Source organism: Geobacillus sp. LEMMY01, assembly GCF_002042905.1.
Classification (GTDB): Bacteria; Bacillota; Bacilli; order Bacillales; family Anoxybacillaceae; genus Geobacillus; species Geobacillus proteiniphilus.
In genome coordinates this window covers 20,579-38,151 of the sequence record NZ_MVKA01000035.1, presented here as the reverse complement: position 1 = coordinate 38,151, position 17,573 = coordinate 20,579, and the positions used below count along the sequence as shown (strand labels likewise).

18 protein-coding genes and 3 tRNA genes are annotated in these 17,573 nt (G+C 54.1%); 4 read left to right on the top strand and 17 right to left on the bottom strand.

From position 1 onward, the window contains the following. Nucleotides 1–16: 16 nt before the first annotated feature. From fabG to B1A75_RS15585, 8 genes are all read right to left on the bottom strand, one after another. Nucleotides 17–781, bottom strand: coding sequence for a 3-oxoacyl-ACP reductase FabG (fabG, locus tag B1A75_RS15620; protein ID WP_074043747.1), 765 nt, complete (start codon nucleotides 779–781; stop codon nucleotides 17–19). A 36-nt stretch (nucleotides 782–817) separates the two neighbouring features. Continuing rightward, complete coding sequence (locus B1A75_RS15615) at nucleotides 818–1,996, bottom strand: acyl-CoA dehydrogenase family protein (RefSeq protein ID WP_074043748.1); 1,179 nt, start codon at nucleotides 1,994–1,996, stop codon at nucleotides 818–820. 180 nt (nucleotides 1,997–2,176) lie between these two features. Continuing rightward, nucleotides 2,177–2,920, bottom strand: coding sequence for an NAD-dependent protein deacylase (locus B1A75_RS15610; RefSeq protein WP_079936477.1), 744 nt, complete (start codon nucleotides 2,918–2,920; stop codon nucleotides 2,177–2,179). A gap of 189 nt (nucleotides 2,921–3,109) precedes the next feature. Further along, nucleotides 3,110–3,859, bottom strand: coding sequence for an oxygen-insensitive NADPH nitroreductase (nfsA, locus tag B1A75_RS15605; RefSeq protein ID WP_079936476.1), 750 nt, complete (start codon nucleotides 3,857–3,859; stop codon nucleotides 3,110–3,112). 135 nt (nucleotides 3,860–3,994) lie between these two features. Further along, entirely contained in the window at nucleotides 3,995–4,828 is an 834-nt protein-coding gene (locus B1A75_RS15600) for a pirin family protein (RefSeq protein ID WP_079936475.1), read from the bottom strand. 203 nt (nucleotides 4,829–5,031) lie between these two features. Further along, nucleotides 5,032–5,124, bottom strand: a tRNA-Ser gene (locus tag B1A75_RS15595). A gap of 11 nt (nucleotides 5,125–5,135) precedes the next feature. Then, nucleotides 5,136–5,208 (bottom strand) — tRNA-Ala (locus B1A75_RS15590). A gap of 7 nt (nucleotides 5,209–5,215) precedes the next feature. After that, nucleotides 5,216–5,292 (bottom strand) — tRNA-Pro (locus B1A75_RS15585). A 320-nt stretch (nucleotides 5,293–5,612) separates the two neighbouring features. Here B1A75_RS15585 and B1A75_RS20010 point away from each other — a divergent pair. After that, entirely contained in the window at nucleotides 5,613–5,810 is a 198-nt protein-coding gene (locus B1A75_RS20010; protein ID WP_176202429.1) for a hypothetical protein, read from the top strand. Between the two features lie 223 nt (nucleotides 5,811–6,033). On the opposite strand, the gene B1A75_RS15580 is transcribed toward B1A75_RS20010, so the two are convergent. The 9 genes from B1A75_RS15580 to B1A75_RS15540 all read right to left on the bottom strand — a co-directional run bounded on the left by B1A75_RS15580 (nucleotide 6,034) and on the right by B1A75_RS15540 (nucleotide 14,431). Then, nucleotides 6,034–7,014, bottom strand: coding sequence for an ABC transporter permease (locus tag B1A75_RS15580; protein WP_011231139.1), 981 nt, complete (start codon nucleotides 7,012–7,014; stop codon nucleotides 6,034–6,036). Continuing rightward, on the bottom strand, nucleotides 7,007–7,921 hold the full coding sequence (locus B1A75_RS15575) for an ABC transporter ATP-binding protein (protein ID WP_011231138.1): 915 nt from the start codon (nucleotides 7,919–7,921) through the stop codon (nucleotides 7,007–7,009). Before B1A75_RS15575 ends, B1A75_RS15580 begins: the two co-directional genes overlap by 8 nt. Next, the gene (locus B1A75_RS15570; protein ID WP_079936474.1) at nucleotides 7,918–8,715 is read right to left on the bottom strand and encodes an SGNH/GDSL hydrolase family protein; all 798 of its coding nucleotides are present in this window, start codon (nucleotides 8,713–8,715) and stop codon (nucleotides 7,918–7,920) included. Before B1A75_RS15570 ends, B1A75_RS15575 begins: the two co-directional genes overlap by 4 nt. 9 nt (nucleotides 8,716–8,724) lie before the next feature. Then, a complete protein-coding gene (locus B1A75_RS15565; RefSeq protein ID WP_079936473.1) occupies nucleotides 8,725–9,024 on the bottom strand; it encodes a transporter suffix domain-containing protein in 300 nt (99 codons plus the stop codon). A 224-nt stretch (nucleotides 9,025–9,248) separates the two neighbouring features. Further along, nucleotides 9,249–10,205 (bottom strand): MBL fold metallo-hydrolase, encoded by a 957-nt coding sequence (locus tag B1A75_RS15560; protein ID WP_062898606.1) that lies wholly within the window; start codon nucleotides 10,203–10,205, stop codon nucleotides 9,249–9,251. Between the two features lie 287 nt (nucleotides 10,206–10,492). Continuing rightward, nucleotides 10,493–11,380, bottom strand: a complete 888-nt coding sequence (locus tag B1A75_RS15555; RefSeq protein ID WP_011231133.1) for a sulfite exporter TauE/SafE family protein — start codon at nucleotides 11,378–11,380, stop codon at nucleotides 10,493–10,495. A 266-nt stretch (nucleotides 11,381–11,646) separates the two neighbouring features. After that, nucleotides 11,647–13,005 carry a type I glutamate--ammonia ligase gene (gene glnA, locus B1A75_RS15550; RefSeq protein ID WP_013523716.1) on the bottom strand — a complete coding sequence of 453 codons (1,359 nt, stop codon included), beginning with the start codon at nucleotides 13,003–13,005 and terminating at the stop codon, nucleotides 11,647–11,649. 214 nt (nucleotides 13,006–13,219) lie between these two features. Beyond that, nucleotides 13,220–13,609: a gamma-glutamylcyclotransferase family protein gene (locus tag B1A75_RS15545; protein WP_021321941.1), complete on the bottom strand. Its 390-nt coding sequence runs from the start codon at nucleotides 13,607–13,609 to the stop codon at nucleotides 13,220–13,222. A gap of 258 nt (nucleotides 13,610–13,867) precedes the next feature. After that, nucleotides 13,868–14,431, bottom strand: a complete 564-nt coding sequence (locus B1A75_RS15540) for a thioredoxin family protein (protein WP_021322406.1) — start codon at nucleotides 14,429–14,431, stop codon at nucleotides 13,868–13,870. A 138-nt stretch (nucleotides 14,432–14,569) separates the two neighbouring features. Here B1A75_RS15540 and B1A75_RS15535 point away from each other — a divergent pair, with 138 nt between their 5' ends. The 3 genes from B1A75_RS15535 (at nucleotide 14,570) to B1A75_RS15525 (ending at nucleotide 17,475) form a co-directional block, all read left to right on the top strand. Beyond that, nucleotides 14,570–15,556, top strand: coding sequence for a coiled-coil domain-containing protein (locus tag B1A75_RS15535; RefSeq protein WP_079936472.1), 987 nt, complete (start codon nucleotides 14,570–14,572; stop codon nucleotides 15,554–15,556). A gap of 261 nt (nucleotides 15,557–15,817) precedes the next feature. Further along, the gene (locus B1A75_RS15530; RefSeq protein WP_074043257.1) at nucleotides 15,818–16,822 is read left to right on the top strand and encodes an LLM class flavin-dependent oxidoreductase; all 1,005 of its coding nucleotides are present in this window, start codon (nucleotides 15,818–15,820) and stop codon (nucleotides 16,820–16,822) included. A 5-nt stretch (nucleotides 16,823–16,827) separates the two neighbouring features. Further along, nucleotides 16,828–17,475, top strand: coding sequence for an MOSC domain-containing protein (locus B1A75_RS15525; RefSeq protein WP_079936471.1), 648 nt, complete (start codon nucleotides 16,828–16,830; stop codon nucleotides 17,473–17,475). The last annotated feature ends 98 nt before the right edge of the window (nucleotides 17,476–17,573 follow it).

Genomic DNA, 17,573 nt, shown 5'->3' with positions numbered 1-17,573 from the left:
CCCGTCCTCCTTGTTTTCAGCATTTCGGACCGCCGGCGACATACAGCACTTGGCCGTTGACAAACGACGACCGCTCATCGGCGAAAAAGGCAACCGCATGAGCAATGTCTTCCGGACGGCCGCTGCGCCCGACCGGGATGTTGGCGACGCTCGCTTGGATGAGCTGCTCAAACGAAATGCCAAGCCGCTCCGCTGTCGCTTTCGTCATGTCGGTTTCAATAAATCCAGGGGCGACGGCATTCGTCGTGATGCCAAACTTGCCAAGCTCAATCGCCAGCGTTTTCGTAAATCCTTGGATGCCGGCTTTCGCCGCCGAGTAGTTCGCCTGGCCGCGGTTGCCGAGCGCCGAGGTCGACGAAATGTTGATGATGCGGCCGTACCCTCTTTCCACCATATATTTTTGCGCGGCGCGGGCGCAGTAAAATGCGCCTTTCAAATGGACGTCCATCACCGTTTGCCAGTCGTCATCAGTCATTTTAAACAGCAAATTGTCGCGGATGACGCCGGCGTTGTTGACGAGAATATCGAGCGAACCGAACCGTTCGACCACTTCTTGGATCGTCGCTTCTACTTGTTCGCGGTCGGTGACGCTCGCGACTTTGGCGTAAACGTCATACCCTTTTTCCCGCAGCTCGGCAGCCGTCGCTTCAAGGGCTTCCGCGTTTAAATCAATGAACGCCACTTTCGCCCCTTCTTCGGCAAAACGGGTGACAATCGCTTTGCCGATGCCGCGGCTCCCCCCGGTCACAAACGCTACTCTTCCTGCAAACCGTTGACTCATCGGTTTTCTCCTCCCTTTCGGTAACGCTTTCATTTTTTAGAGAAACTGTCCAAGTTTGACATGCCCCTTAATTAAGTTGCGGGCGATAATGAGGCGCTGAATTTCATCCGTGCCGTCGTAAATGCGCCACAATCTCGCTTCACGATACCAGCGCTCGATCGGCATTTCTTTCGTGTAGCCCATGCCGCCGTGGATTTGCATGACGCGGTCGACGACGCGGTTGCCCATGTTCGCGCCAAACAGTTTCGCCATCGAGGCTAAATGGCGGTTGTCCTCCCCTTGGTCAAGCGTAAACGCCGCGTTTAACACAAGCCATTTCGCCGCTTCGATTTCTACCGCCGAATCGGCAATCATCCATTGGATCGCCTGCCGCTCCGCGATCGGTTTGCCGAATGTGACGCGCTCCTTCGCATAGTCGATGGCCATTTGCAACAGCCGCTCGGCCGCTCCGACCGCACGGGCGCCGACGACCCAGCGGGCGTAGCCGATCCACTCAAGTCCAAGCTTATAGCCGTGATGCAGCTCGCCTAAAATGTTTTCTTCCGGCACGCGCACGTTTTCGAAAATTAAGCTGGCTGGAGTGGAAGGTCCCATCGTATGTATCGGTTCCGAACGCCAGCCCATCTCGCGGTCGACGATAAAGCACGTCACCCCTTCGCGCCCGTTCGAGGCTTGGTGACGCTCTTTGTCGGTGATGGCGATCACCATGACGAAATCGGCGTCGTTGCCGCCGGTAATGAACGTCTTCTCCCCGTTTAACACCCACTCGTCCCCGTCTTTCACTGCCGTCATTTTAATGTTGCGCGTATCCGATCCTGCTCCCGGCTCGGTCATGGCAAAGCACGATTTTTTCTCGCCGTTGATCGTCGGGATCAAATATTTTTTCTTTTGCTCTTCATTCGCGTAATACAAAATGTTGTCCGCCGATCCGCCAAACTGGAACGGAACAAGCGTTTTCGACACTTCCATCAACACAATCGCCTGCATGACATGGCCCAAATTCGCGCCGCCGTATTCCTCCGGCGTGTTGATCCCCCAAAACCCCGCTTCTTTCGCTTTGAGCTGCAGCTCTTTTAATTTTTCGGGCGGGAGCCCAGGCTTCCCTTCGCGCTCATTGCGCAATACTTCATTTTCGAGCGGCATCAATTCTTTTTCGACAAACTTGCGGATCGCTTTTTGCACCATGCGCTGCTCGTCCGTTAAGCGCAAATACATGATTGTCCCCTCCGTTTTCCGTTACGCCTTTACGCTCGGCTCCACTCATCAAAATACCAACCGGTTGGTATGTTATCTTTATTATATTCGAATGTTCTGAAAAGTACAATACCTTTTTTTAATTTTTGTCCAACGGGAAAACACCATATGCGTTCTCCCGTTGGCATGGAATCTATCGATCTATTCCGCACGTATTTGCTCGCGCACGCTAGCGACCGTTTCCCCTATTCCGTCATAAATGACAAGGTCAAATATTCCGTCCATTCTTGTCGCTGTTTTGTTGATCAATACTTTCCTTGTTGCCGGCGATTCGGCGGCGACATAAAACGGGATTTGATTCACGGGCGCCACTTCCAAACTCGTTCCCATCGCCAGAAGCAAGTCGCTTGCAGCCGCCGCGGCAAACGCTTCTTCCATGTGCGGCACGAGTCCGCCAAACAAGACGACATCCGGTTTGACAATCGTCTGGCACTTTTCGCAGCGCGGCACCTCGTGGCGGTTGATAAACGACAGATCATACTTGTTGCCGCATGACGGACATGTCGCCGTCTGCAGCGTGCCGTGCAGCTCAATGACATTCGTGCTTCCTGCTTTCGTATGCAGCCCGTCAATATTTTGCGTCAAAATCGTCACCGTTTTGCCAATGTCCTCAAGCCAGCGGAGAAACCGATGCCCGTCATTCGGGGCAAAGCCGCCCATCAGTTTTAACGAAAACATCCGCTTGAATCGACGCCAAAAATCAACTGGATCTTTTTTGTAGTAATGCTCTGACAAATAATATTCAACATTGTCTTCTTGGGCGTAAAGGCCGTTTTCGCTGCGAAAATCAGGGATGCCGGACTCCGTGCTCATCCCGGCCCCGGTCAGGACGGCGATCGTGTTCGCCTCTTTGATCCATTGCGCCAGTTGCCGGATTTGGCCCACTCTCGTTCTCTCCTTTCCTACGAACCTCCTGGTTTTTCCAGTCTCGCCTTCGGTTCTTTTCGAGGCCATAACGTATAGCTGAAACTCCAGACAAAATCAATCACCAAAACCAATGTCCAACGGGCTGGCATAGTTTTCTCACAAATGGAATCGCCTGCAAGAAAAACCCCTCTTCCGAACGAAGAGAGGCTACCGTAAATTGAACCCTTTCCCTTTCACAAATTCTTTCATGTACATTCGAACCGGACGGCTTAACATACCGGCTATTTGCCCGGTCCATGTATCACGGCGGCGGCCGTTCGTCCGCTGCTCGTAGTATGCAGAAACGATTTCGTTGTAGCGCTGCAGATGCTCGATGAACCTGTCACGGTCTTGGTCGTATTCGTCCTCGTGATAAACGTGTTCAAACGGCAACCGCGGCTTTTTACCCGGCAGCTCAGCCGGATAGCCGACAGCAAGCCCAAACAGCGGAATGACCCGTTTTGGCACGTTTAGTAGCGCACACACTTCCGGCAAGTTGTTGCGCAACCCGCCGATATAGCAAATGCCAAGCCCCATCGACTCCGCGGCAATGGCGGCGTTTTGCGCCGCAAGCGCCGTGTCAATCAGCGCGACCATAAACTTTTCGGTGCTCTCAAGCGATGGAATAACGTCTTTTCCCTCGATTTCACCGATTAGCTCATGGCGATGAAAATCGGCGCAAAAGACAAAGAAATGGCCGTTATGCTCGACATAGGATTGATTTCCCGCCAACTCGGCGAGCTTCCGTTTTTTCTCCGGATCTTTCACGCCGATGATCGAGTACGCTTGAACGTAGCTTGATGTCGACGCCGCTTGGGCGCATTCAACGATCGTGCGGATTTGTTCGTCCGTCAACGGCCGGTCTTCAAAACGGCGGATCGAACGGTGTTGCAAAATCGTTTCGATGACTTGGTTCAATGTGTATCCCCCCTATTGCAAAAAACTGCCTCGTTCTCGGTGGACATGATAGTAAAAAGAGCCGAAACATGATCGGCCCCCTATTGACCATCTTGGCCGAAGGATCTCCACTCCAAAGCGAAAGTGGAAAGGAGGTCAATGTCCAAACCGCCCTTCTTGATAGTCGCGAATCGCTTCGCGGATTTGTTCCGGTGTGTTCATGACGAACGGCCCGTAGGCGACGACCGGTTCGTTTACCGGCTCGCCGGCGTAAAGAAGAAGACGGAGTTTTTCGCGGGCGGTCACTTGCAGCTCCGTTTCCTCGCCGCGGTTGTGGCGGCTGAAAAACAGCGCTTGCCCGGCCTTTCCTTCGGTGTTGTCGGCACCGAACGTGCCGCTCCCTTCCAAAATGTACAAAAAGCCGTTATAATGGCCCGGCAGATCTTGCACGATCGTCGCTCCGGGTTCGACGGTCATTTCCACCATCGTGACGGGAACGATGTTTTTCGTCGGCGCTTTGACGCCTTTCGATGAGCCGGAAAAGACGCGGATCGTCGCTCCATCTTCCTTGCGCACCGGCATGTCCTCGGCGCGCAAGTTTTGGTAGCGCGGCTCGGTCATTTTGTGCGCGCTCGGCAAGTTGACCCAAAGTTGCAAGCTGTGCACCGTCGAACCAGGAGCCGGGTCTTCTTTGTGGACAACGCCGCGACCGGCGGTCATCCATTGCACATCCCCAGGGCCGAGCGTGCCGTGGCCGGCTTTGCTGTCGAAATGTTCGAGTTCGCCGCTGATCACATACGTAACCGTCTCAATGCCGCGGTGCGGATGGGCGTCAAACGTTCCCCGCTCAAAAATGTCTTCCATCAGCAACAAAAACGGATCATACTCTTGCCAGTTCCCGGGCTCAAGCACCGGACCGCTGCGATGAATCGGACTGTTGGTCGTCATTTGCACGGTTTTCACGCGGCGAATGCGGCGTTGAATCGCCATAACCTCTCCTCCCTCATTTTTCGCAATCCCGGCCGCTGCCGGAAGGAGTGCGGCTCAATCGGCAAACCGCTCCTCCCCCTTCATCGTACCCGATTCAACCAAAAACAGGCAAATCATCCGCCTGAAAAATGGTTGCCATACAGCTCGCAAAAAAAAAACAAAAAACCTGCCGACAATCGGCAGGCTGGCGTTCATATGTATCATGGCGGAGGAGGAGGGATTCGAACCCCCGCGGGCTGTGACACCCCTATCGGTTTTCGAAACCGACCCCTTCAGCCGGACTTGGGTACTCCTCCGCAAAAAGAAGTGGAGCCTATCGGATTCGAACCGATGACCTCCTGCGTGCGGGGCAGGCGCTCTCCCAGCTGAGCTAAGGCCCCATATCAGTGGTCGGGAAGACAGGATTTGAACCTGCGACCTCACGGACCCGAACCGTGTGCTCTACCAAGCTGAGCTACTTCCCGACATAGGCTGATTTACCTTGCGACAATCTATATTCTATATGAACCTCAAAAGGAAAGTCAATAGTTTTTTTATCTTTTTTTCGCCACAACGGATGAAAATTTGTCTTTTTTCTGAAACGACCTGCATAGCTGCCGCTCCTCTTTTCCTATACTAATACTAAAAACACAGCAACCGTTTGACACTCCACACGGCTAAAGCCGTGGGATTCTTGGGTCGTTCGCGCCCTCATCCATTTCTGGTTCGGACAACGCCCAAGTTCAAGGGTGTGTCATCACCCCGTCCCATCGGGTTAGACTGTACCCCGATGGGCGGCGCACCTGTGACCAGTGCGCTAGGTTATGCGCCAAAACCTGAAATGGCTTTGGCGATATTGATCGCTCCGTTGAGTGATAGTGAAGTAACGATACTGTTGTTTTTGTTTTTCGATATTTTTGTTCCATATTATGGATTGTATCAGATTGGTGGTTATACCGCAACACTTAAAAACAAAAATTGTGGCTCGAATCAATCCCATTAAGTTAAGGGATTGCCGAGCACGCCGTCTTTCATCCCACGATGGAAACCGTGGGCTTTTCAGACGGCTTTCTCCGTAAAGTTTCAAAAGAAAGTTGCTATGGAGCCATCACGCGCTTGGACTCGCCGGCGTTCACGACGAGCAGCCGAACAGATAATGGCACCCCATCCCCTTTCACTGAAAAACCCGAGGAACGCCCCCTCGGGTTTTCGCCGCTCTGCCGTTTTCAATAGACATCTCGCCGCATAAAGACAAAAAAGGCGACAAGAAGCCCTGCAAGCCCCCAGACAGCCAGCACGGCCATCGAAAAGCCAAGCGTCATCCCCTCAATCGGCGGAGCCGCTCCTTTTATGTAATCCGTCAGCCGCAAATTGACCATAAACAAATATTTTGCCGAATGCCACGACGACACCATGTTCGACAAAATCGCGCCAGAAATCAATGCTGCCAGCATGATGCCCATCACCGCCGCCGTGCTCCTAAGCAGCACGGAAAACATAAACGTCAGTGTGCCGACGACAACGCTCACAAACGCTGCCAGCCCGAGCTCGATCAAAATGTATTTCCATTGCGGAATCATGTGGACATTCGCTGTATTGAGATCCTCTCCTTGCTGGACAAATCCGGTCAATAGCGGCAGACGGAAGCCGCCATATCCAAACACGAGTCCGGAGATGGCATACGACAGCACCGCCGCCATCAGCATAATGAGCGACACCGACAGGAGCAACGCGATATATTTGCTCAACAAAATTTTCCACCGCTTCACCGGCCGAACGAGAAGCAGCTTGATCGTTCCAGCGCTTGCCTCGGACGACACTAAATCGGCCGCAACCACCATCACTAAAAGCGGCAAAAACAAGTCGATGGCGTTTTCGATAAACGTGCGCATAAACGTCGGCGCTCCAGGGGCGGACGGATTAATGTTGTGCTCTAAGTAGTACTGCTGCTGCTTGAGGCGGATTTGCAAGTATTTCCGCCATTCCTCAGACATGCTCGGCGACTGCAAGCGGTTTTGCAAATCGACGATTTGCTGCTGCAGCTGCGTCCGCCAGTCGGTCGTGCCAAGCCGTTTTCTCAACTCTTCCGTCTCGCGGTATTGGGCGTATGTAAACAAGGCGACGAGCACCGCAATGATGGCGGCGATCACCCATAGCCGCTTTTTGCGGACGATTTTCAACATTTCATTATACACGAGCTTACTCAATCGTTTCGCCCCCTGTCAGCTCGATAAACAAGTCCTCGAGCGTCGGCAGCCGCGGTTCAATTTCCGAAACCGAGACGCCGGCTTGGACAAGCTTGGCGTTCCAAGCGGCTAGTCTCGACGGCTCATATGGCGTGACGATCGTCTCTTCATCGGCGCGCAACACCTCGGTTTCCGCCGCTAACAGCGCCCGCGCCCGATCCGTTGGAGCGGCTTTCCAGACGACGCGCGCCTGTTGGTTTAACAGCCGCTCAACCGTGTCCACGGCCAAGAGCCGTCCTTTCGCCATAATGGCGACGCGGTCGCACATCAGCTGAATTTCGCTCAATAAATGCGATGACACGAGAACGCTCAACCCTTCCGTTTCCGCCAAAAAGCGGATGAAGGCGCGCATTTCGCGAATGCCGGCCGGGTCAAGGCCGTTGGTCGGCTCGTCCAAAATGAGCACCTTCGGCTTTCCAAGCAGCGCCTGAGCGATGCCGAGCCGCTGCCGCATGCCGAGCGAATACGTGCCCACTCGGTCATGGATGCGCTGTTCAAGGCCGACGAGCTTCGCCACTTCCATGATCCGATCTGCACCAATTCCCGGCATCATGCGGGCGAAATGTTCAAGGTTTTCCCAGCCTGTTAAATACGGATACATTTCTGGGTTTTCGACGATGCAGCCGATCTGGCGGATCGCGTCGGTAAACTGGCGGTGAAGATCATACCCGCAAATCGCCACCGTCCCCGACGTCGGCCGAATGAGCCCGACGAGCATGCGGATCGTCGTCGTTTTTCCCGCGCCGTTCGGCCCTAAAAAACCGAATACTTCCCCCTCATGCAACTCAAACGAAATGCCTTTAATAATTTCCTTGCCGCGAATCGTTTTCCGCAGCTCTTTGACCGCTAACGTCACCTGTTTGGTCATTGCTCACCCTCCTCCGTCAACGTGATGAGCGAGGCGACGCGCTCTCCAATCCGCTTGTAGCCTGCCGCGTTTGGATGAAAATGGTCGCTGTACAAATAGTCGTTGACATGGAGGGCAAACAAATCAAACGTCGGCACCGCGACGATGTTCGGATAGCGGGCCGCCACTTCCGCTGATGCAAAATTCCAATCGCGCACAACCGCCGACGTCCATTTGGCATCGTCTAAATCGCCAAACGGGTTGTACAAACCGATCGCAAAAATGACCGCTTCGCTGTTGAAGCGGCGCAGCGCGGCGAAAATGCGGTCTAGGTTGGCTACATATCGCCGTTTCGCCTCATTCAGCTGCTTTCGATCCAGTTTCAACGCTTCCCCGCCTTGAAACAAGTCGTTGCCGCCGATGGTCATCACAATAAGATCCGCCATGGCGACTTGCCGCTGAATCTCAGGCTGGCCAAGCTGGCGAAGCAGTCCGTCAGAGCGAAGGCCGCGGATGGCCAAGTTCGTCACACGGATCGGCTTATCCGTTTGCCGGCGAAGCGCATCGACCATATAGCCGACATACCCTTTTCCGCTTTCATCGCCCGTTCCTCTCGTCAACGAATCGCCAAGAGCAACAATATCCATTTTCTCGTCATGTTGCCTTGTTTCAGCCGTCGGCGGCCGTTGTTCTTTCGTCGGCGGCTTGGCGGCCGAAAAAAACTGGTCTTGCACCGCCAATGCCAGGCCGCCAAGCCAAAGCACTCCAGACAGGGCGGCAACGGCTATGAGAAGCGCAACTGTGCTCCGTCGCATGCAACCACCTCATTTCTTCATCGTTGTCATCTCTCGCGATCCGTCTTGGCATTGTTCGCCATCATTGATTTGATCCGACAACCGCCGTTTTATTCGCCAATGTTTCAGATCCCAATACTTCTTCAGCTTCGACGCCGCTTCCTTTCCAACCAACAGCGCCCCGATCCAAAACATGATTTCCGCCGCCACAATGGCAACCGCAACGATCGACGCTTTGGCCGCAGTCGAAAACGGTAAAAATGGCGCGATGGGCGGAATGACCCAAACGACGAACGATGCGATGATGAACCCGACGCCAATGTGATGCATGACGGACCGCCTCTGTTTCACTCTTCCGTTCCCCCTTGCTCATTGACGCTCTTTCCAACAGGAATCAGGATCGCTTATTTCCACTCTAACATATACACCGCGATTTCACGAAATGATCCGCCTAAAAACCGAACACACACAAAAACAGTTTTTCCCGTTTTTCCAATTTTCGCTTTCCCGTCAAAAAAAGAAACCCAGCCGAATCGGCCAGGCCAATCGAATGATCACCGTTGTTTCTGCCAATAATCGATCAACCCCATCGCGCACACTTGCAAATCAAGCTCGATCGCCGCATGCGCCGACGACGAAGATGGAGCGCCATGATCATCAAGAAACGCCATCACTTCGCCGCGCAACCGGTGCGCTGCCATTTTCGCCTGCTCGGCAGCCGGCGCTTCCGGATGACGGTCGACCGCTTCTTTTCCCGCCGCCACGAACTTCGGCAGCCAAACGCGAAGCTGGCGGAACGCCTCCTGCGGGTCATCCAGCATGCCAAAATGGCCAAAATAAATGCGTTCCGGTCTCAGCTTCTCAAGTCTTGCCGCCGACTGCTCCATTGCCTCGGGATCAAATTGGTTCGGAGATGTTGAAGGCAGGCAAAACGTAAGCCCCGCTTCTTGCAGCTGCGGATAAAAAACGCCGATCGTATCGCCGGTGAACACGCCGCGGCTGTACGAATCATAAATCGAAACGTGATGGTTCGCATGCCCCGGCGTATCATAAAACACAAGCGTCCGCTCCGCACTCAACTCCAACGTTTCCCCGTCCTCTTTCACGATCAATCGCTCTTCTGGCACCGGAAGAATCGGATCAAAGAGCGACTCAAACTGCGCGCCGTACACCGCCTTCGCTCCAGCGATGAGGCGCGATGGATCAGCCAAATGCCGCTTCCCTTTCGGATGGACGACAACCATCGCATTCGGGCAATGCTGAAGAAGCAACCCCACGCCGCCCGCATGATCCAAATGAATATGGGTGACGATGATATAGCGAATATCAGACGGATCAATATGAAGCGCTTTCAACCCAGCAAGCAAATGCGGCACCGACGGGCTTGGCCCTGTTTCCACGATCGCCAAGTTCTCTTCGTGAAGCACGTATGTACCGGTGCGCTGCGGCATGCGCAAATCATACAAATCGATGAGTGAAATGCGGCGGCCGAGATCAAGCGGCTGTGCCATGTTCCCTCTCCCCCTTTGGTTGATGATGCAGAATATTTTAACATAGAAACCGGCTTCCCGCTACAGGGGTTGATAAAAAAGCAGCCCCTGCCCAGAGGGCAAGAGCCGCCTTCTCGTTTCAACTGTCGTCAACGGGGCAACAACTGCTCCGCGCGCTATTTTTGAGGGCAGGCGCTGTCGACCGTTGCCCTCCGCAGCACGAACAAGCTCCCTGATGCTCAACCCGATCGCATCCAACGCTGCCGCCAACGGAAAGACACTGTCGTTTGCCAAGCGCCCCCTAATGCTTACGACGCCAACTCCCTGCCAGTCGCCTTTCCTTTCCGCCCGTTTCGGATCGCCAGCCATACCGCCGCGGCCCAACCGATGACGATGAGGCCATAAACGGTCGGATACACCGGCGCAGGCGCCTCCCAAGCGTGCAGGAGCGTGCGGACGTTCGTCAAAATAATCAACCCGCCGACCAACACTCCAAGCAAATGGGACGGCAGTTTGCGCACAAGCCAAGCGGCGATCGGTGCAGCGACGACCCCGCCAGCCATGAGCGTCAGCACCCAGTGCCAGTTCACTTGCTCCCAACCAAGCGAAATGACGAATCCTAGCGTCGCCGACAGCGCGACGGCAAATTCGGATGTATCGACTGTGCCGACCACCTTGCGCGCTTCCATGCTTTTATTGGCCAACAACACCGGCGTCGCAATCGGCCCCCATCCTCCACCGCCGGTCGCATCAAGGAAGCCAGCCACCAATCCGAGAGGGACGAGCTGCTTATTGGACCACTGTTTTCCGGGCGTCGACGGCGCGCGGCCGTTCAACACTAAAAATCGATAAATAATGTAAAAGCCAAGCGCCAACAAAAACAAGGATACATATGGTTTAATCAAATCTCCCGGCAAGTTGCTTAAAAAGCATGCTCCGACAAACGCGCCGACCGACCCGGGAATGATGAGCCTAAAGGCCATGCGGCGGTCGACGTTGCCGAACTTCCAATGAGAGGCGCCAGACGCCGCCGTCGTCACCACTTCCGCCAAATGAACGGACGCCGAGGCGACGGCCGGAGCAATGCCGAACGTCAATAACAACGTCGACGACGTGACGCCATACGCCATCCCAAGCGAGCCGTCAATCAGCTGGGCGATAAATCCTACAAACACAAAAACGATCAGTTTTTTCATTGGTTTCCCTCCGTTTGCAATGGTTGAGCGCGTTACTTATAATTTAAATCTCATTATTCATAGATGTCAACTATGAATTTTAAAAAAATAAAAAATGCGATCATTTATTTTAGTCCCTGCTCGCAAGATGACGTTGCGAACACCGACGGCTTGGCGGCCGACGGACGGAAGGCGCCGCGCGGCCGTCCATAAAGACAAACAGCCGCCTGCAGAAAAAAGGCGCCCCGAATATGGCGACGGGACACCTTTTGGATGCTGGCTTTCGATCAGAACTTCCCTTGATACCGCTCGACTTCCCAAGCGTGGACCGCCGTGCGGTAGCTGTTCCATTCGTCTTTTTTCATCGCGACGTATTCGTTGAATACGTGCTCGCCAAGCGTCGCGCGGCCGATTTCTCCGCTTTCGAACGCAGCGATGGCCTCGCCCAAGTTTTCCGGCAAGTTGTCAATGCCAAGCTCCGCACGGCGTTCTTCCGACATATGGAAGATGTCTTCGTCAATCGGCGCCGGAGCGGTTAAGCCTTTTTCGACACCGTCAAGGCCAGCGGCAGCGATGATGGCATACGCCAAATACGGATTGGCCGACGGATCCGGGCAACGGAGCTCAACGCGTGTCGCAACACCGCGTTTGGCCGGAATGCGGATGAGCGCCGAACGGTTGGAAGCGGACCAAGCGATGTAGCAAGGCGCTTCATACCCTGGCACAAGCCGTTTGTACGAGTTGACAAGCGGGTTCGTGACCGCTGCAAAGTGTTTTACGTTTTTCAACAAGCCCGCGATGAATTGGTACGCTGTTTCTGACAACTGGTTCGCATCGTTCGGATCAAAGAACGCATTTTCCCCATCTTTGAAGAGGGAAATGTTGACATGCATGCCTGAACCGTTGATGCCAAACACCGGTTTTGGCATAAACGTCGCATGGAGACCGAACTTGCTGGCGATCGTTTTGACAACCCATTTGTACGTCGTCGCATTGTCAGCCGCACCGAGCGCATCGGCATATTTGAAGTTGATCTCATGCTGGCCTTCCGCCACTTCATGGTGCGACGCTTCAATCGTAAAGCCCATCGCTTTTAAGGCGCGGTAAATTTCAAGGCGAACGCGCTCGCCCAAGTCTTTTGGAGACGGTTCGAAATAACCGCCGCCATCATGAAGCTCGAGCGTCGGATTGCCGTTTTCATCAGCTTTGAACAGGAAAAACTCCAGCTCCGGACCGACCGAGATCGTATATCCTTTTTCCGCCGCCCGCTCGATCGTTTTTTTCAGCACGTTGCGCGGGTCGCCTTCAAACAGCGTGCCGTCCGGGTTGGTCACCGAGCAGAGAAAGCGCGCTTCCGCATAGCCTTCCTCGACCGTCCACGGCAAAACAGCAAACGTATTCAAATCCGGCAGAAGATACAAGTCGGAACGGTTGATCGGCGAGAAGCCTTTGATCGACGAACCATCAAACATGATTTTCCCTTCGACAACATCATCAAGCTGTTCAGCCGTCACGGTCACGTGCTTTAAAATCCCTTCAATGTCGACAAACTGCAAATGAAGAAGCTCAACGTTTTTTTCTTTGATCTTCTCTTTGATTTGTTCTAACAACTCCGTTTGTGTAGAGGAAACGAACGGTTTTGACATGTTACATTACCTCACATTCGTGCGTTTATTTTTCTAACATGATTTTATTATAGAAAAAGAGAAGCCGTTTGGCAACACTTTTTTATCAATTTTTCTGTATTTTTATAATGAATTTTTTTGCAAACGGTTTCAAATTAGACGAATATTTATACAAAAAAAGCCAGCCGAGGAGATAATCGTCTCCTCGGCCGACTTTTTCTATCCACTATTGATGTTACGTTTTCTCCTCACGCCGACGCCACGAGCCGGACGAAATGATCGGCAGGCCGGCGGCTTTTTCCGGCAAGTAAACGTAGACGTACCCTTCGATCGGCTGGTGGGCGTCGCGGACCCATATCCGCTCATATTCGTTATCGTCCCGTCCTTCGGCGTAGTCTTCAAGCTCATCCATCGCTTTGAGCCCTTCCTCCGCCACCGTCAACCATTCCCCTTCCACTTCCCCTTCTTCTCCGAGCACAAGCGCAGGGTACGGGCCGACGCTGTACAAACGGCCGTTCACCTTCCCTGGGCATACGGCGCGAACATAAGGAGCTACAACACAATGGTTGTCCTCGCCGGTCAGCAACGTTCCATACACAAACACTCGATATCGTCTTTCCGCCATCTCACTTTTCTCCTTTTGTTTACATAACATAGATTATGAAAACTTGAAGAAGAAAACAAAAACAATGGAAGCCCTGCCTCTCATCCATCCTTGCCGCTCCGTGGCGGCGCCAGTGTGAATTTGTCAAGCGGACAGCGGACAACGAAAAAGCCGCGCCAGCTCCATGAGCGGCAACGGCACGGCTTGCGATGATCCCGCAGCAAACGAATGACGCTTTCTTCATCATATCCGTTCGACAACGAGAAGTCAAGCAACAGTTTACGCGGATGGCTTCCATTTAATGCTGCAGCCGATGCTCGGCTTTTGCTTTTCCGGCACCGGACGGCCCTCCAACAAAGCATCCAGCGCGGCGCGGATCGATTCCCCGGTCACCGGAATGCCGTTGTTCGGCCGCGAATCATCAAGCTGGCCGCGGTAAACGCATTTCAGCTCACGGTCGAAAATATAAAAATCCGGGGTGCAGGCGGCGTCGTACGCCTTCGCCACTTCTTGCGTTTCGTCATACAAGTATGGGAACGGGTAGCCAAGCTCTTTAGCCACTTTTTTCATGTTTTCGGGCGAATCTTCCGGATATTGTTCAGCATCGTTGGAGTTGATGGCGACAAACGACACCCCTTTGGGCATATAATCGTTTGCTAGGCGAACAAGCTCGTGCTGTACATGCTTTACAAACGGGCAATGATTGCAAATGAACATAATGACAGTCGCTGCGTCCGATTTCACATCCTCAAGACGAACGACGTTGCCATCGATGACATTCGTGAGGGCAAACGGGGGCGCTTGTTTGCCAAGCGGAAACATATTCGATTCGACAGCTGGCATACCTAACACCCTTTCTTCCATTTTTTCTCTTTCTATTATACCAAAAGAGAGCGGAACGCCACAAATAAACCGCCCAAACCGACCGAGCGGCAGCGGCATATGATGCCACATAGACGAACGGAAAGGAGGCTTTTCCCATTGATTTACATGAACAAACAGATGACCCCGCGCGTGTACGGTGCAACTCCGCCTCCCTCCTCGCATTCGGTGTTTTATTACCGACGCGCCAAAACGGAACAAATGATTGAAGAGCAAACCCAGCTGCTTGAACAGTTGGCCGAGGCGTTCCTTCGCCTCAAGCTGGCGGTGGAGGAAGGACGAAAGCAGCAAGCCGATGATCGTGAGAAAATCGCCGATGCCTTGACTCGGCTTGAGCGTTCGCTTGCCGCCGGGCAAACGGAACAAGCCGAGCATAGCGGGCGTCTCGTCAAGGCGCTGGACGGCCTCAAGGGGATGGTGGCGGCAAGCCAAACCGAGCAAACGGAACTGTATCGCGAACTAACTGAAACCGTTTCGCGCTTCATTGATGCCTCTAATGCCGGGCAAAACCTGCAGGCGGAGCAAAGCAAGCAATGGGCAGCAGCGTTCGCCCGGCTCGAGCAATTGCTCGCTGCCGGACAACGAGAGCAAGCGGAGCTCGCCGAAACGCTGGCCCGCCTTGAACGATCGGTCAACGCCCACGAGCAGATGGAGCACGAACAGCGGCGCGCATGGGAGGAGCAGTTCGCAAAAGAAGAAACAGCGCGCCAAGCGGTCATCGAAGCGTTGATGGTGCAAAGTGAAGCGATGCACCGGCTTGAGCGGCAATCGACTGAGCGGGAACAAACAACCGAAGGAATGGCCGCCCGCCTGGAAGGGCAAGAAAAACTGTACCAAAAATTAGTGGAACAGCTCGAGTTGCAGCACGTCTTTCACCAGACAGTCATCGAGCGGCTTGAAGCGCAAGAGGCGGCGCAATACAAAGTGACCCGCCAGCTCGATAGCTTAAAAGAAGCGCTGTATGAACGATGCTCCTTTATCGTTGACAGCGTCAAACAACTGTTTTTCTCGTTCTTTTCCGGGCGGGGGCGCAGCCAAAAAATCGACCGCCAAGCCGCTGAACCAAAAAACCCGATCCGCTTGTAGAATGTCATCCTCTTTCGGCGTCTGCCGCCATCCGCCGGCTGAAACGGCGGACTGTTTTTTTGGCTGGCTGCCGTCGGATGGCAAAAGCAAATCAATGGACAACAAGAAACGAAACATCCCATAATAAGAACTAACCATTTTTATCATCTCGCGCCGAGAAGACCCCCACTTCCACGCGTGAGCGTAGGTGGGAGAGCGTTCAACCGCAAGGAAAAGAAAGCCTTGATACAATCAACATTTCTAGAGGGAGGAGAAATGATCATGCCGCTAAAGCTCAGCGTTCTTGATCAATCGCCAATCGCCGAAGGCATGACCGCGGAAGAAGCGCTTGAAAACACGGTCCGGCTCGCCCAGTTTGTCGAAGAGCTCGGCTACAAGCGTTTTTGGGTGTCCGAACATCACGACGCGAACAGCCTCGCCGGCTCGTCTCCAGAAGTGCTGCTTGGACACATCGGGGCGAAAACGTCGCGCATTCGCATCGGCTCAGGCGGGGTGATGTTGCCGCACTACAGTGCCTATAAAGTGGCAGAAAACTTCCGCGTGTTGGCTGGTCTAGCCCCCGGCCGCGTCGATCTCGGCATCGGCCGCGCGCCTGGCGGCATGCCGCGGGCGACGATGGCGCTCCAAGACGCCCGGCCGCGTTCAGCGGACCGCTATCCGGAACAAATCGATGACTTGCTTGGGTATTTGCACGATGCGCTTCCGCCCGTCCACCCGCTTTATGGCGTCAAGGCGACTCCGATTGTGCAATCGCCTCCGGACGTGTGGCTGCTCGGCTCCAGTTCGGAAACAGCGAAGCTGGCGGCGGAAAAAGGTCTGCCGTACGCCTTCGCGCAATTTATTAACGGCGAAGGCGGCGAAGAGTACATGCGGCTGTATCGCGACCGGTTTACCCCATCGCCGCTTTTGAACGAGCCGCGTACACTCGTGGCTGTATTTGCCATTTGCGCCGAAACGGATGAAAAAGCGGAATGGATCGCGGGAAGCCTTGACTTGACGCTGCTCATGATCGAGCAAGGGATGGCCGTCAACGGTACGCCGAGCCCAGAAAAAGCAGCCGCCTACCCATACAGCCCGTATGAACGCAAACGGATTGAGGACAACCGGAAGCGGATGATCGTCGGCAGTCCAGCGCGCGTCAAAGACGAGCTGTATCGGCTGAGCGAAGAGTATGAAACAGAGGAAATCATGCTCGTGACGATTACATACGACTTCAAAGATAAACTCGCGAGTTTCCGGCTCATCGCCGACGCTGTATGGGGGTGAACGCGATGCAGATTCTCTCCATTAATGTCGGGAAGCCGAAAACGATCCACATCGGCGGCCAGCGGATCACAACCGGCATTGACAAAACGCCGGTCACTCATCCCGTTGCGGTCGGCAAACAAAACTTGGCTGGAGATGGACAAGCCGACCTCGTCCATCACGGAGGAGAAGATAAAGCGATTTGCGCCTATCCGTCCGAGCATTTCGTCTATTGGGAAGAGCGATACGGCCGCCCGTTTACGGCGGGGGCGTTTGGAGAAAACTGGACGCTTCTCGGTTTGACGGAAGACGATGTGTGTCTTGGCGACATTTATGCCGCCGGCACGGCGCTCGTACAAGTGTCACAGCCGCGCCAGCCGTGCTCCAAATTGGCCTTCAAACATCAGCTGCCCGATTTGCCGAAAGCCGTCTGCCAGACAGGAAAAAGCGGGTTTTACTTTCGCGTTCTCAAAGAGGGCGTCGTCGCTCCAGGCGCGCCACTCGTTCTCGTCGAGCAGGGCGCGTGGGCGCTATCCATCGCGTATATCAATCACATTTACTATCACGAGCGCGACAACACCACCGCCATGAAGCAAATCGCCAGCCATCCGGCCTTATCCGCAAGCTGGCGCGAAGCGTTTCAAAAGCGCCTCTCCGAGCGAACGCGTCCTTAAGCCTATGTTGGCAAGACACGCCCGACACAAGCCGGCGTTTCACACAGCGATAGAAAGACGCCCTGATCGTCGACCCTCGCGACACATGGCTTTGTTCA

Bases quoted from the DNA above. Each gene is read 5' to 3' on its own strand.
- B1A75_RS15560 (WP_062898606.1), bottom strand. From the start codon at position 10,205: ATGGCACAGCCGCTTGATCTCGGCCGCCGCATTTCACTCATCGATTTG.
- B1A75_RS15570 (WP_079936474.1), bottom strand. From the start codon at position 8,715: ATGCGACGGAGCACAGTTGCGCTTCTCATAGCCGTTGCCGCCCTGTCT.
- B1A75_RS15555 (WP_011231133.1), bottom strand. From the start codon at position 11,380: ATGAAAAAACTGATCGTTTTTGTGTTTGTAGGATTTATCGCCCAGCTG.
- B1A75_RS15540 (WP_021322406.1), bottom strand. From the start codon at position 14,431: ATGCCAGCTGTCGAATCGAATATGTTTCCGCTTGGCAAACAAGCGCCC.
- fabG (WP_074043747.1), bottom strand. From the start codon at position 781: ATGAGTCAACGGTTTGCAGGAAGAGTAGCGTTTGTGACCGGGGGGAGC.
- B1A75_RS15615 (WP_074043748.1), bottom strand. From the start codon at position 1,996: ATGTATTTGCGCTTAACGGACGAGCAGCGCATGGTGCAAAAAGCGATC.
- B1A75_RS15565 (WP_079936473.1), bottom strand. From the start codon at position 9,024: ATGCATCACATTGGCGTCGGGTTCATCATCGCATCGTTCGTCGTTTGG.
- glnA (WP_013523716.1), bottom strand. From the start codon at position 13,005: ATGTCAAAACCGTTCGTTTCCTCTACACAAACGGAGTTGTTAGAACAA.
- B1A75_RS15530 (WP_074043257.1), top strand. From the start codon at position 15,818: ATGCCGCTAAAGCTCAGCGTTCTTGATCAATCGCCAATCGCCGAAGGC.
- B1A75_RS15575 (WP_011231138.1), bottom strand. From the start codon at position 7,921: ATGACCAAACAGGTGACGTTAGCGGTCAAAGAGCTGCGGAAAACGATT.
- B1A75_RS15525 (WP_079936471.1), top strand. From the start codon at position 16,828: ATGCAGATTCTCTCCATTAATGTCGGGAAGCCGAAAACGATCCACATC.
- B1A75_RS15600 (WP_079936475.1), bottom strand. From the start codon at position 4,828: ATGGCGATTCAACGCCGCATTCGCCGCGTGAAAACCGTGCAAATGACG.
- B1A75_RS15545 (WP_021321941.1), bottom strand. From the start codon at position 13,609: ATGGCGGAAAGACGATATCGAGTGTTTGTGTATGGAACGTTGCTGACC.